Raw genomic sequence first — 13,523 nt, 5'->3', positions numbered from 1 at the left:
TCGGGCGGGAACTGCCGGAAGGCCGTGGGACAAAACTGCCTTACCCAATCCGGCCCAGTATGGCGGGGTTTCCCACCGGAACCGGACATAGGCGGCTTTGCACGATTTTAATCTGGAACCGGCTCTTCCGGATCCGCTAACGTTGCGGACATTCAGTTTGAATGGCAATTTCTGGGCATGATCGTACCAGTATCATCGAACTTGTTATTAATCGGAGCCGCGGCCAGCGTTGCGCCTCCCCAATTGGCTTGCCAGTTGAATCACCAAACTGCGGATCAAGTCCTGCACATGCTGCGTTCCTCGCCGGATATTCGTCATTGGCCCGAGCACGGGAGTGGCATTTCCACCTATTGGAACGAATCCAAGCGAACGCTGTGGTGGGTCACTGCGCCGTCCCATCCCGCGTTTCCAACGATAACCTGCCGAACGTTTGGCCAAACAGTGCAGTCAAAATGCGGGAAGGATCGAGTCGCATGCCACAAACTGGCGATAGAGATGGGCAAAGCAAAATTCTAACGTCTCCTCTCTCCGACATCGCCGTCCTTCAGATGGTCGTTACCGCTCCCCGACACCGGCCGTTCGTTGTTCTGGTCACAACTTGAACCAATGGCCACTATGGACGGGTCAGATCGAGGACCTCTACGGCGCGCGCTGCGTTCAACGCAGGCCCTGATTATCGAGGATGCTTTCGGCCTGCATTCCGGCTTCGAAGTTGCCCGTCTCGGCAATGTCTTCGAGCAACGCCGTGATAGACGAGCAGTCGTGAGCTTCAAGGCAGTAGATCAGCGTGCCGCATCTATTTTCTAGATTCGGCCTCTGGATAAGTCTCACGAGAACATCAAAAATCCGACGGTCTGAATTATCTGCGAGTTCCAATGCAAGCGAGTGCCGCTCCGCATGATCGCTGGTCTCTTCGAGGTGCTTCAGTTTGTTGATTAGCTCGGCATCGGTCATGCCTGTGACTATAATTCGAAAGCGGACGGTCCGCTATGCCGGCGGATCCGGACTTGCCGCTTCCGGGGTGAAAATCGCGAAAGCGGCAATTCGACTGAACGACCGACCGCTCCTGGCGATAGCAGGCGCTCAGAAGCCAGGCCCGAACGGCGACAAGGTGGGGCGGCAGCTGCCGCGCCTCGCGAACGCCGCTCAACCTAAGACAGCAGCTTCTGCAGTGCGGTGCATTAAACCGCGAAAAGCCTCCAGTTCTGAAGGAGCGGAGGGATCGTATTGTCGCGCGTGCCCGAGCAGATTAGCGCTGCAGACGTAAAACAAGGCGCCGCTCGCCACGCCGTTGAGAATGTTCATTGCCGAAATCGGCCTGAATGCACCGGACGCGATGCCGGCGCTGATCACCGCCTCGATATCTCGAAGCGCGGTCTCCGAGAAACGGATCGGATTATCGCTGCCTTGAGCTGAATCCGCAATCAGGCGCTGAATGATCCTCGCCGCCGTCGGCCGCGAAACCAAAAAATCCAGCCAGGCATCGAGCAACGCAAGCAAACGTGGAAGAGGTGCGGTCACGCCGCTCGTGCGCTCCTCAACGAAACCATGCATCGCAGAAAAGATGTCCGCCTCGATATGATCGTAGAGCTGCTGCTTGCCAGGAAAGTAGTAGACGATTGACGGTCGCCGGATTCCTACCAATTGCGCCACATCCTCAAGCCGCGCGGCGGCATAGCCCAGATCGGCGAAGACTTTCTCCGCCGCGTCCACAATCGCCTGGCGGGTGGCATCTCCTCGCGGTTGCCTTGGCACTGTCCGTCTCATCTGCTCCCCCGCAGCTCCCGTATCCAACCCTTCCCCGTTTCCTTCCCATCAACCCGCGTCAGGCGCAATGGAATTAGGTGGGTTGAAATTCTACCGTCACGTAGGTAGATAAATTACGCAAACAACAGCGAGTCCGAAAACGGAATGTTGATTTGCGTTCAAATTGGGAGGATATTTTGCACAATAGTCTTGCCGGCTACGCCCTTGGCGTATCCCTGTTCTGCCTGCTTACGGTTCCTGCCTTCGCGCAGAGCGATCAAGCCAATGGTATCGAAGAGATCGTCGTAACCGCGCAGAAGCGCGCAGAGTCGCTCCAGAACACCCCGATCTCGATCGCCGCGTTCAACGAGCGCGATCTGGAAAACAGGGGGATCAGTGGGCTGACCGACCTGCGGGCTACCGTTCCCGCATTGCAGCTCACGCCATTTCCCAACAATGCGGCGTCGACGCAGATTTTCATGCGCGGCGTCGGGTTGAGCGATGACCAGATCACGCAGGACGGCGGCGTTGCCGTTTATATGGATGGCATCTACGTAGCACGCAGCCAGGGGCTGGCGATGGAAGTCTCAGACCTTGAGCGGATCGAGGTGCTTCGCGGTCCTCAGGGTACGCTTTACGGTCGCAACGCCACCGGTGGCGCCATCAACTTCATTACTCGCAAGCCCGAACTCTCCACCTTCGGATTCAAAGGCCAGGCAACGCTCGGCAATTTCGATACGCGCCAGTTCAAGGGTGCCATTAACGTCCCGCTGGGCGATACGATCGCGGTGCGGCTTTCGTACGCGAACCAACAGCAGGACGGGTTCGTCGACAATCCGGGCACCATCGTGAAGCGATGGGGCGACGAGGACCGCCAGGCGATGCGCGCAGATGTACTGTGGCAGCCCGTGGGCGACTTCAGCGTGCGCTACAGCTACGACCGCTCGATCATTCACGATACGCCTGCCTATGTCGCGCTATCCACGCTCTATCCGAACCAGACCCCGCGCCCGGGTGCCGGCAGCTCGCTGGTACGTGATGTGGTCCCTAACGACATCGTTTCGCAGGGGCACGGATTGATCGGCGAATGGACCGTGTCGGAAGCCTTCACGCTGCGGTCGATCACCGGATATCGCAAGCTCGACAACTTCCAGAACCAGGATTACCTGACCGGCGCTACCGGCCCCCAGCCGCTTCAGAAGAACAGCAGCCACGCGCTGCAGGACCAGTGGAGCGAAGAACTGCAAATTGTCGGCGACGCCATGGGCGGCATGCTCAAATACGTCGGCGGGTTCTATTTCTTCACCGAAGGCGGCAGCAATTTCAGCAACAGTTACAGCCCGCCCACGCGGACGCGCAGCTTCACTTATGCCACGATCCGCAATCGGTCCTACGCATTGTTCGGCCAGGCGACGCTGACGCCCGAGTGGCTCGATCGACGCCTGCACGTCACCGTCGGCCTGCGGCAGAGCTGGGACCAACGGGAAGCGACGCTGCAGCGCCAAACGCAGGTCAACGATGGCCCCATCGTAGACGTTCCCGGCCTGGGCGACGGTAACCGCAAGTTCAACGATCTCAGCCCCAGTTTCATTCTTGCTTTCGACGCCACGCCGGACGTCAATCTCTATGCAAAGGTGGTGAAGGGGTACAAGAGCGGCGGCTTCAACATCCGCGCCAGTTCGATCGACCGCTTCAACCAGGGGTTCGCACCGGAAACGCTATGGTCCTACGAGGCGGGGCTGAAGAGCCAGTGGCTGGACAACCGCCTGCGCTTCAACATCGCCGGCTTTGTTTCCAAATATGATGACATCCAGATCAACGTCCAGTCCGACCCGAACAATATCCGAATCACCGACGTCCTCAACGCCGGCAGCGCCACCGTCACGGGCATGGAAATGGACATCACGCTCGCGCCAGTGCGGGAGCTGCGTTTCACTGCCAACTACGCCTATCTGCACTCAAAGTACGACGAAATCATCGATGCGACCGGTAAGAACATCGCTTCGACTTATCGCTTCACAAATGCACCGAAGCATACGCTTGCGCTCGATCTCACGTACGATCTGCCGCCAACGCCGATCGGGGAGTTCAGTGCGAATGTAAACTATACCGCGCAGAGCAAGAAATACACCAACTCGACTATCAACAACGGCAGCTATATCGTCGGCGATTACGGCCTGCTCAACGCCCGCCTGACGCTTGCCCAGATCCCCGGATTGAAGGGGACTCGCATCAGTGCCTGGGGCCGCAATCTGGCCGACAAACAATACTATCTGATGCAGTTCAACATCGGACGGCCGGGCGCGATATTCGGCGAACCACGGACCTATGGCGTCGATCTGGGCGTGGAGTTCTAGGAATGGCGCTGACCATGAAACGATCGCTTGCCCTGCTCGTCGCGGCAGTTCTGCCACTTGCTGGTGCGGCTCAGATCGGCGCCGAACCGCGCGACGGCGTCCCCCCGCTTCCGCGCACGGTGAAACCTTTTGCGGGCGGAAAGGAGGAATTCCGCTTCGCTGTCATCGGTGACCGGACCGCAGGACATCGGCCGGAGGTTTTCGAAGACGCGCTGGCCCGGATCGATCAGCTCCGTCCCGACTTCGTGATCAACATCGGCGACTTGATCGAAGGGAAAACCGACGATCGCGGCCAGCTCGACGCACAATGGACCGAGGTGGCCACCGCGACCGGCAAGCTGGGCATGCCGTTCTTCTACGTTCCCGGCAATCACGATCTCAGCAATGAGGTTCAACGGGAGGTCTGGCGCAAGCGACTGGGCGCCGACTATTACAGCTTCACCTACAAGAATGCACTGTTCCTGGTTCTCAATACCGAAGATCCCCCGCAGCCCGCGATCGACCGCGTGAAACTGTTTGCACGAGAAGATCCACATGACATCGCGAAGGTCCTCCAGGCACTCCAAGGCGACCCTGCCAGGGCTGAGGAACTGTTCGCGCGCGAGCCGAAGCTGGGCGCTTTGGCCGCCAAAGTGCGCGGGTCCGAAAACGTGGCGATCAGCGACGCACAGATCGGGATGGTGCGCGAGGCTCTGCTGCGAAATCCAAGGGTCCGCTGGACTTTCGTGCTGATGCACCGTCCGGCGTGGAAAGTCGATTCCCCGGCTTTCCGTAAGATCGAAACGCTTCTGACGGGGCGCAACTACACCATGCTCGCCGGCCACTATCATAAGTACAGCTATGAGCAGCATGGCGGGCACGATTACATCCAGCTTGGCGTGACCGGGGGCATGCCCGGCGGCAAGGCCGACGATCCGGCCGTCGCGGATCATGTCATGTGGGTCTCGGTCGCAGCGGGTCCGCCAACCATCAGCAACATTCGCGTCGACGGCTTCTTCCCGAAGGAAGGCCCCGATCAACGCGAGCGGACACACTGAGGAACTCGGGAAAGGCAGCGCCATGCAGGATGCGACGAGGAAGGACTGACCATGAATGACTGCCAATTAAAAGGCTTTGCCGCGTCTACCAAGACAGCGCTGGCGACGGCGCTCTGTATCCTGGCGTTCACGTCGGCCGCAGCGAACGCGTCCCAGGTGCACACGACGGCCGAAAAGCCGGTAGCGAAGCCACGCGTGGCAATTCCCTTCACCGCCGCATCAGCGGTCCTGGAGCCCGACGGCGCCAGTTATCGGGTCCAGTGGGCGAGCGATGTCCCGGGCACCGTGCAGGTCTTTGTCGGTGAGGGACCGGAACCCAAGGTTACCGGCGAGCCGGTGGCGATGGGCGCTGCCAGCGCGTCCATCGCGATCAGGGGCCTTCCACCTGGTCGCCATTGGTACTTCACCCTTGCGCCATCCCAAGGCGCGCCGTTGGTCGTGTCTGACCGCGCGTTGCATTTGCCGAGTGCCCACAACCTCAGGGATATCGGCGGCTATCGCACCACGGACGGCCGCTGGGTCAGGATGGGCCTGATCTACCGATCGGACCAACTCGACCGGATCAGCGATACCGATCTTGCTGAAATGGCCGGCCTGCATATCGCAACCGTGGCGGACTTGCGCACCGTCACGGAGCGGGCCAGCAGTCCAGACCGTATTCCAATCGGTGCAAAACAAGTGGTGCTGGACGTCGCCGCCGACAGCACCAATGCGCTGGGGGGCGACATGCGCAAGGCCGAAGCGGCCATCGCCGCCGGCCAGGGAGTGCAGATGCTGATGGCGGCGAACCGCGAATTCGTGTTGCTTCCCAGCGCGCGCAGTGCATATGGGACGATGCTGCGCGATCTTGCCGATCCATCGCAAGTGCCGTTTCTCTACCACTGCACTGCCGGAAAGGATCGCACTGGCTGGGCGACCGCGGTCATCCTCACTCTACTGGGCGTGCCTCGCCAGACGGTGATAGAAGACTATCTGCTCAGCAACGTCTACCTGCACGTCAAGAACGAGGCGATCCTCGCGGCGCTCGCACGATCGCGAACGCCGGTCAAACCGGAATATCTGGAGGCGGCGCTGACCGTTCGCCCCGAATACCTTGAAAGTGCTTTCGCAGAAGTCGATATAAAATATGGATCGTTCGACGCGTATCTCCGGGATGGGCTGGGTCTAACCGCATCCGATTTGCAGATGCTTAGAGAGCGCTACCTAACTAAGTAGGCACTCGGATCGCCCCTACTGGCAAACGGCTTATGTGAGGGCGCGACCTGCCGGTAGCGCCCTGCCCTGCTCCGCCGACATAGTTGACGTAGACCACGTCACTTCGGATCCGGGCTGGCTGCCCTTGGTTCACTCAGTGACGGATGAACCCGAACGACTTGGCGTGGGACATCCCGTTATTCCCCGGCCGGATTAGAGAGGTTGGCTTTCAGCCTGAACCCGAGCCGATTATCCGCCCGCGCTCATTGCATAGCTCGCCCTGCGATGAGGTCGATCCGCATTTTGCCGTCGAGCATTTCTCCCGTTGCCCCCAAGGTAGGGTAGGCAACATAGGGTTCGCAAATGCGTGGCGGACCAGCTGTAACGGAGGGTGCGCTCTGGGTTCGGCAGATCTTTCCATCCTCGACTTGCCAAGAGCCCTCCGCATAAAATGGAGGAATTTCTTTTGGTACGATCATCGCGCTGTAGCGGCCATCGGCAGTGCTAAAGAGATACATCTCGAGCGCACCGTCGACAGTTCGGTAATGTAGCGTGTTGCCGATGATTGCGGCCACTTGCGCAGGTAGTGCTACTTTAACGACGGGCGGCGCAGCATGGGCGGCGGTGACACAGAACGTGGCCGCGAAGGACCACACCAAGATCGTGCCGACGCGCCGGTTCATCGACGATACTCCGCCGGGGTATGTGGGCCAACCTGAAGGACACGGCCCATGGCATCATGTTCCCATCCGAAGTTGAGCGTGCTGCGAATGATCCACCAACGCCCGTCACGCTTTGCGTAGACGTCCTCGTTGCGGGCCACCGCAATCACTTCGGGGCGTTTCTCCGCCTCGTTGTTGGCCAGAGTGGTAATGTAGTAATCGCTAAGGGCCGTCTCGCCGGACAGCGTAATATCCACATTGGTAACGATGTGGCGCATGAGCGCGTAGCTGACTTCGTCAGCCTTTCTTCCGGGGTTGAACCGGATCTGATCGGTGGCGACTTTGGCAAGAATGGCATCCAGATCGGCGGAGAGGATCCGTCCGCCAGCAGCGCAGATCGTGGCGTCTTCGGCGAAGATCGCCTTGTAGATCCCGGGATCGGTGGTGTCCCGCCCCTTGGCATACTTCACCACCAGGTCCTGGATCGCGAGCTTGTCGGCTACCTCATGCAGCAGCCGGTCCTGATCGGGCATGTTCAACTCCAAAATAAGGATCATGGTGTGAAGCCGGCTCGGACATACGCTCCGCGCCGGCAGCTTGCTTAGAAATCGGCGGCGACTATGAAGCCGTATTGAGCCGGTGCAGCGAGGTTGAAGACGCTGCCGAAGCGGTCGGTCTTGATCTTTTCGTCGAACACGTTGCGACCATAGGCCGTGAAATGGACACGTCCCGAGGGCAACGTGTAGGTGGCCGAAAGATCGGTCACCTCATAGGCCTTCTGGGTCAACGTCTGTGCCGTCACGCCGGCCTGACAGAGGCTTGCGGTGTAAAGACACGGATCGAACAGGATGGCCTGCTTGGTCTGATAGTGAATGGTGCCCGCGAAATCGAGCGTGCCCGCCGAGCCCAGATCGAACGTATGGGAATAGGAGGCATTGACCGAGAATTTCGGAGCATGAGGTACCACGCCGCCGTTCGTATCGATCGCCAGTTGCGGGCCGGTAGGATTGAACGGATCAGTGTAGACTGAGTCCTTGGTGTACTTCGCGTTCAGATAGTTCACGGAGAACGTAAGGCGATCAGCGTGACTGAATTGGGTCACCGTCTCAAGCTCGGCGCCGAAGAAGCGAGCCGGCACTCCGACGATCGAGCGCAGCTGGATCACGTTGCCCGGGCCGCCATAGCTTACGAACTGATTCTGGAAGTTGGGGTAATCGTAATAGAAGATATCCCCGTTGATTTGCAGTTTACCGCCCAGGAACCGATTCTTGGTCCCGATCTCGTAGGAAGTGATCTTCTCCTTGTCATAGACCGGCGCGCTGGCCAGATATTCCGTGCGCGGGGCGGAGCCACCTCCTGGACGATAGCCTGTTGAGGTCAGCGCATAGACCATGTTCTGCGGCGTGATCTCGTAATCGAAACGGACCAGATAATCGAAGTTCTTGAACGAGCCCTCATAGAGAGTCGGCACCGTGCAGGGGCCAAAGACGGGCGGACCGCCCGGCGTTTCGGCACCGCAGCTGAGGAACGGCTGCATATAGGTGTAGTACTGGTTGTAACGGATATCATCCCAGCTCTGGCGTGCGCCCAGCGTCAGGTGCGCGCGGTCGAACAGCGGGATCTTCACCTGGCCGAACAGACCATACTGGTTGGTCTTCTGCTCCTCGGGAATCTGGAGAAGCGTGGCCGCCTCGGTCACAGGGAGGCTGCCCGGCGGAATGCCGATGTCCGCCGTGTCGGCGAGATGATAGTTCTTGTACCAGAAGCCCGCGACCCAGCTTACCGGCGAGGAGGCCGCGCTCGACAGGCGCAGTTCCTCGGTAATGGTGTCGCGCTTGGGCGTTACCGACTTGAGCGCGCCGTACCCGTCCACTGAAGGCGACGACGCAGTGAGCACTTCCGAATACTTGTTGTAGCGCTCGATGGAGGCAATGTTGGTCAGACTGGCGAAGCCGAAGTCATAGGAGATATCCGACCACAGACGGTAGGCATCGCGGTTGCTGTCGCCCGATGCAGGATACCAGGGGCCGACAACCTTGCCTTGTGCGTTCACTTCCTTCGAGCCGTCGTAACCGACACCGTTGCCGCGATAGAGTTCGCCTGCAAGCAAGATCGAGAGATCAGCATTGGGTTTGTAAAACAGTTTGAGGCGGGCATTCACCTCAGAGAGGAAGGTCGTGTCGCTGTCCGAGAATGTATTGCGGCGCGTGAAGTTCACAGCAGCGCGCAGGGCCAAAGTGTCGGAAGCAGGCGTGTTGATGACCCCGGTGGCGTGGACGAGCCCATAGTTGCCCGCCTCGATACTCACTGATCCAGAGTCGCGATCGAAGCTGGGATTGTTGGTGATTATGTTTACCGCGCCGCCGGTGGCAATGCCTCCGTAGAGCGTGCCCTGCGGGCCGCGCAGCACTTCGACACGGGAAATGTCATAGAGTTCGGCGCCCATCGTTGTCGTCAGCACGCCGTCGAGATAAATCGAGGTCGCGCCGGGCTTGTTATCACCGTCAGTGCCCAGACCGCGAATGGCGACATTGAGGCCGGTGGTGGGCGATACCGAGGGCTGGACCTGAACACTGGGAACCTGCTGAAGCAGCTTGTCGGCAGTCTGGATGCCGGTCTTCGCAATGTCCGCGCCCGAGAGCACGGAAACGGCGAGCGCGGTGCGCTGCGCGCTCTCCTGTTTGCGCTCGGCCGTAACGATGATTTCGGGAATCGTATCGCTGTTGGCGGGCGTCGCTGCAGGCTGACTGCTGGCGCTCTGCGCCTGATCGGCGATCGCCTCAGCCGCATGGGCAGACGGCGCCGCCATGATGGTTGCCACGCAGAGTGCAGACGCGGAAACGCAATTAGAGAATGAACTCTTCGACATAACTCTCCCCTCTCGAATTTTTATCTTCCAACTGATGCGCCTAGGCGGATCCTGGAAGTGCATTCGCTCATCGAAGGCGAATGGATGTTTTGCGGAACCGGTCTATCAAGGACCGTCGTATTGCTAAAATTGAAAGTTTTCATACCATGCAGCCAATTTTGTTCATGGCTGCAACGGCTTTATTCAATGCTTCCCGCCTGGTCGGGCTCGTGCAAAAGCGCGAGCGCGATCGTCCAGCCATGCCGCGGTTGGAGGCGTCGCCGGCTGTCTTAAGTGGCTCGGTTATCGCTTGATTTTTTGGTGAGGCCTCTAGGGCTTTAACCCGCCTTCTCGCGGGTCAGGATGGAGCAGCGGTTGGCTTGCGAAGGCTGGTCAGCGCCGTCGCGGCCGCCATCACTATCAGGATGCCAGCGCTCATGAGGAACAACCCACGCACGCCGGTCATCGCTTTCAGCGGCTCGAAGATCATTGGATTGGAAAATACGCCGAAGAACGTGCAGGCGCTGAGATAGCCGAGATAGCGCCCTGCCGCCGCGCCGGTCCGGCCGCTGACCGCGTGATAGAAGTAGGGCATGCTCATACCCATGCACAGTCCAGCGGCAGCGGCACCGAGCGTGAGTGGTACGACCGCATGGTTGGTTGCGATCGACAAGAGCCCCAATCCAAACAGACCTACCGATGATATCAACGTCCAGACGGCACCGATCCGCTGGTGAAGGACGCCGTAGACGACACCACCGAAGATCACGCCAAGCCCTGGGATTCCCTGGATCAGCGAGCGGGCCCCGGCATCCACCATTCCAGCGGCATTCAACATGAATGGCAACTGCATGCTGAACATGCCGATCACCGAATAGAGAACCAGCACCTGCACATAGAGCGGAGCGACCCGGCCGAGGAAGCCGCCGGTGTTCGAATGCATGCTTTCTGGGTGCCGCTGTTCGACGCTGGCTGCGATGAACGGCAGGAAGGTCAGCGCGACCACAACGTATTGAATGAAAGCGAAGCGCCAACCCAGGTGCTGGGTCAGGAAACCACCTGTAATCACGCTGGCAATTGCAGAGAGGCCGCCGATGGACCCCGCCATCCCGAACCGACGGCCGCGTCCTGCGGCCTCGAATGACGAGGTGATGCCCCACATGCAGGTCGTGGTAATGCACGATGCTGCGAACCCGGCGATAACGCGCGATCCGAACAGCAGCCAAACATTTTCGACTATCAGCCCGGCGCCGCCGAAAAGGCCAAGCGCGACGAGAGATGCAAGATAGGTTTGTCTGCTTCCGAAACGTTCAAGCACACGGCCGCTGAGGAACGCGCCGAGCATCAGCCCAAGTGCGCCCATTCCCATCATCATCTGAGCCATAAACTCGCCGTTGACGCCGAGATCGCGGGCGCTTTCCGGAAGCGCCGCTGTAACGGCAGCCTCGATCATGGCCTGAGGAACGATGCCTAGCAGGAAGGCAAAGCCTGCCAGCTTTCGGACATTCACGGCGCTCCCTTGATTCAAGCGGGCCTCCATACGCTTCGCCTCTCGCCTTTGTTGTATTGCTTTGTGGTACGACTTTGTAGGTGCACCGATTGTCCTATTCGATCCGTCAGTGTCAGTAGGGCGATGCCAGAACGGCCATGCCCTCCTGCATCAGCTTCGCGCGGCGAGGCCCGTCGCGGTCCTTGGTCTGTTCGAGCTTGGACAGCGTAACACTGGTCTCAACGACCGTACGAACACGCTCGAACCGGCGCTGCATGAATGTCTCATAAGCTTGCATAAGCGTCGAAGAACTCTCAATGCACTCAGCAAGGACTACCGCATCTTCCAGCGCCATACCGCCGCCCATACCCATGTGGGCCGTCGTAGCATGCGCGGCATCGCCTATCAGCAGGGTCCGACCGCGATACCAGGTCGGCTTCATGAGCAGCGACTTGAACGGGCGCGCAATCAACTCGGCACCGGGCGTCAGGCGCTCGCGCAATGCGACGACAGTTGGAGCTGTAAACTGGTCGAGAAGATTGCTGACGACTTCGTAAGCTCTTTGCTGCGTCAGTCGCTCCTCCGGCATGTTGATGACCATCGGGACGTAGATGTGGTCATACAGCGGCATGTTATGGGCGCCAACGCGGCCAAGGTCGCCGGCAACATACCAGTCCTCGTTCTCGATCGCCGGGTACGGGGCAAGCCACCGGATGCTCATCTGGCCGGTGTATTCAGGTTCAGGCGCGTCCGGGAAGATCAGCGAGCGCGTCTTGGAGGAGATACCGTCTGCGCCAAGGATGAAATCGTACTCTTCGACTGCGCCATTGGTGAGGGTTGCTGCCACGCAATCCGTCCCCTCCTCGATAGCGACGATCGACATGCCATCATGGATTACGGCGCCGCTGGCCACGGCCCTTCGTGCGAGGATTTCCGCAAAAACGGGGCGATGGACGCCCACTGGTGGTTTCGAGCCAGGAAAATCCTGGGGCGGCGGCGGCGGTCCAAGCGGCGCGCCGGATGCATCACGCATTACCGGAGACTTCATGTCTTCAGTGAAGGGCTTTCCGGTCGCGTAGACTTCGTCGTAAATTCCCAGCGCTTCCAAAGCCTGCGGCGCGCGCCCAGCAAATCCGATGCCGGCACCGACCGGCCGTCTATCGATCTCCACAACATCGCACTGCACACCGATGCGCTGCAACGCGATAGCGGAGGCAAGGCCGCCGATGCCGGCTCCGACGATCAGGCCTTTCGAGACGCACGCCATTCATGGAACTCCTTCATTCGATGTAACAGGATGGAAATTCAGACGGGGAAGCGCTGGGCATCCAGGAAATGGGCTCCCGCGCAACTTGACGGCCGATGCATGCCCAGCGTTAGCGGGCGCCTTGCATTGCCTTCACGTCCTTCTCTCCAAGATTTGCCGCCGATCGCGGTCTCATTCAATCAGCACGCAAGGGCGCGGACGATCGGCGGCTCTCGGCCGTCAAGCCAGCGATCCTTGCTCTCCCCCCTCTACTTGAACCAAAAGTTTCATGGAAATTGTAAGTTTTGATCGCAATCCCACACTTTTGTTCATACCAATGGGAGCATGGGCAAATTGGTAGGGTCGTGCTCATCAGGAGAGGCTCATTATTACCATCATCAAAATCGATTGATTATGATCCAATCTTTCAAATTCACTTGTTCCGCCGAAAATGTAGTGAAGCGGAAATCGGCCTCGAAGTGGCAGAGTCGGTGATGAGAGGGATGCGCCTGTGATCAGTGGTCTCAAATTTGTTACGGTGCCCACGCGCGACTACGACGCCGCGCTGGAATTCTGGGTCGAAAAGTTCGGCTTTACGCCTCTGGCTGATCGGCCAGTCCCGGAAGGCAGGTGGATCGAACTGGCCATTCCAGGCTATCCAACAAAACTGGTGCTGTTCGCATCTGACGAGCAGAAGGATCGCATTGGCACCTTCTTCAACGGCGCATTTCAGTGTGACAACGTCTACTCCGCTCACGCAAGGCTCAGCGCGAAGGGCGTCCGGTTCGAAGGGGTGCCGCACCGCACGCCTTGGGCCAATGTCGTCAGGTTCAGCGATCCGGATGGGAACCTCTTCGTTCTGCTCTCGGATCCAGAAGATGATGCGCCGGAGATCGCTTGGGACGATCGTGCTCTTCGCCACGAATTTTGATAATTTAATCAGG

Annotated in this window: 12 protein-coding genes; 5 read left to right on the top strand and 7 right to left on the bottom strand. The window is 59.3% G+C overall.

The features are described from left to right. Positions 1 to 657: 657 nt before the first annotated feature. Together WBP07_RS23075 and WBP07_RS23070 are read right to left on the bottom strand one after the other, a co-directional pair. Positions 658 to 954 carry a hypothetical protein gene (locus WBP07_RS23075; protein WP_395396184.1) on the bottom strand — a complete coding sequence of 99 codons (297 nt, stop codon included), beginning with the start codon at positions 952 to 954 and terminating at the stop codon, positions 658 to 660. A 192-nt stretch (positions 955 to 1,146) separates the two neighbouring features. Next, positions 1,147 to 1,713: a TetR/AcrR family transcriptional regulator gene (locus WBP07_RS23070; RefSeq protein ID WP_395396183.1), complete on the bottom strand. Its 567-nt coding sequence runs from the start codon at positions 1,711 to 1,713 to the stop codon at positions 1,147 to 1,149. A 230-nt stretch (positions 1,714 to 1,943) separates the two neighbouring features. Here WBP07_RS23070 and WBP07_RS23065 point away from each other — a divergent pair, with 230 nt between their 5' ends. From WBP07_RS23065 to WBP07_RS23055, 3 genes are read left to right on the top strand one after another with little or no spacing between them, the layout of a single operon-like run. Next, positions 1,944 to 4,103, top strand: coding sequence for a TonB-dependent receptor (locus WBP07_RS23065; protein WP_395396182.1), 2,160 nt, complete (start codon positions 1,944 to 1,946; stop codon positions 4,101 to 4,103). Between the two features lie 14 nt (positions 4,104 to 4,117). Beyond that, positions 4,118 to 5,140 carry a metallophosphoesterase family protein gene (locus WBP07_RS23060; protein WP_395396181.1) on the top strand — a complete coding sequence of 341 codons (1,023 nt, stop codon included), beginning with the start codon at positions 4,118 to 4,120 and terminating at the stop codon, positions 5,138 to 5,140. Between the two features lie 51 nt (positions 5,141 to 5,191). Then, positions 5,192 to 6,355 carry a tyrosine-protein phosphatase gene (locus WBP07_RS23055; RefSeq protein ID WP_395396180.1) on the top strand — a complete coding sequence of 388 codons (1,164 nt, stop codon included), beginning with the start codon at positions 5,192 to 5,194 and terminating at the stop codon, positions 6,353 to 6,355. Positions 6,356 to 6,597: 242 nt separating this feature from the next. On the opposite strand, the gene WBP07_RS23050 is transcribed toward WBP07_RS23055, so the two are convergent. The 3 genes from WBP07_RS23050 to WBP07_RS23040 all read right to left on the bottom strand — a co-directional run bounded on the left by WBP07_RS23050 (position 6,598) and on the right by WBP07_RS23040 (position 9,817). Beyond that, on the bottom strand, positions 6,598 to 7,017 hold the full coding sequence (locus tag WBP07_RS23050) for a hypothetical protein (RefSeq protein ID WP_395396179.1): 420 nt from the start codon (positions 7,015 to 7,017) through the stop codon (positions 6,598 to 6,600). Continuing rightward, complete coding sequence (locus WBP07_RS23045) at positions 7,014 to 7,529, bottom strand: nuclear transport factor 2 family protein (protein ID WP_395396178.1); 516 nt, start codon at positions 7,527 to 7,529, stop codon at positions 7,014 to 7,016. The genes WBP07_RS23050 and WBP07_RS23045 overlap by 4 nt, the downstream gene beginning before the upstream one ends. A 68-nt stretch (positions 7,530 to 7,597) precedes the next feature. Next, positions 7,598 to 9,817 (bottom strand): TonB-dependent receptor, encoded by a 2,220-nt coding sequence (locus tag WBP07_RS23040; RefSeq protein WP_395396177.1) that lies wholly within the window; start codon positions 9,815 to 9,817, stop codon positions 7,598 to 7,600. 128 nt (positions 9,818 to 9,945) lie between these two features. Between WBP07_RS23040 and WBP07_RS23035 the strand changes: the two genes are divergently transcribed. Next, positions 9,946 to 10,158: a hypothetical protein gene (locus tag WBP07_RS23035; protein WP_395396176.1), complete on the top strand. Its 213-nt coding sequence runs from the start codon at positions 9,946 to 9,948 to the stop codon at positions 10,156 to 10,158. Between the two features lie 44 nt (positions 10,159 to 10,202). Here the strand turns inward: WBP07_RS23035 and WBP07_RS23030 are convergent, their stop codons facing one another. Together WBP07_RS23030 and WBP07_RS23025 are read right to left on the bottom strand one after the other, a co-directional pair. Then, on the bottom strand, positions 10,203 to 11,384 hold the full coding sequence (locus WBP07_RS23030; RefSeq protein WP_395396175.1) for an MFS transporter: 1,182 nt from the start codon (positions 11,382 to 11,384) through the stop codon (positions 10,203 to 10,205). Between the two features lie 82 nt (positions 11,385 to 11,466). Then, positions 11,467 to 12,600, bottom strand: coding sequence for an FAD-dependent monooxygenase (locus tag WBP07_RS23025; RefSeq protein WP_395396174.1), 1,134 nt, complete (start codon positions 12,598 to 12,600; stop codon positions 11,467 to 11,469). Between the two features lie 490 nt (positions 12,601 to 13,090). On the opposite strand from WBP07_RS23025, the gene WBP07_RS23020 reads away from it, so the two are divergent. After that, on the top strand, positions 13,091 to 13,510 hold the full coding sequence (locus WBP07_RS23020) for a VOC family protein (protein ID WP_395396173.1): 420 nt from the start codon (positions 13,091 to 13,093) through the stop codon (positions 13,508 to 13,510). Positions 13,511 to 13,523: the final 13 nt, after the last annotated feature.

This window comes from Novosphingobium oxfordense (assembly GCF_044029435.1).
In the GTDB taxonomy this organism is placed as follows: Bacteria; Pseudomonadota; Alphaproteobacteria; order Sphingomonadales; family Sphingomonadaceae; genus Novosphingobium.
The sequence above is the reverse complement of the archived record's forward strand: the minus strand, read 5'-3'. Positions and strand labels throughout refer to the sequence as shown.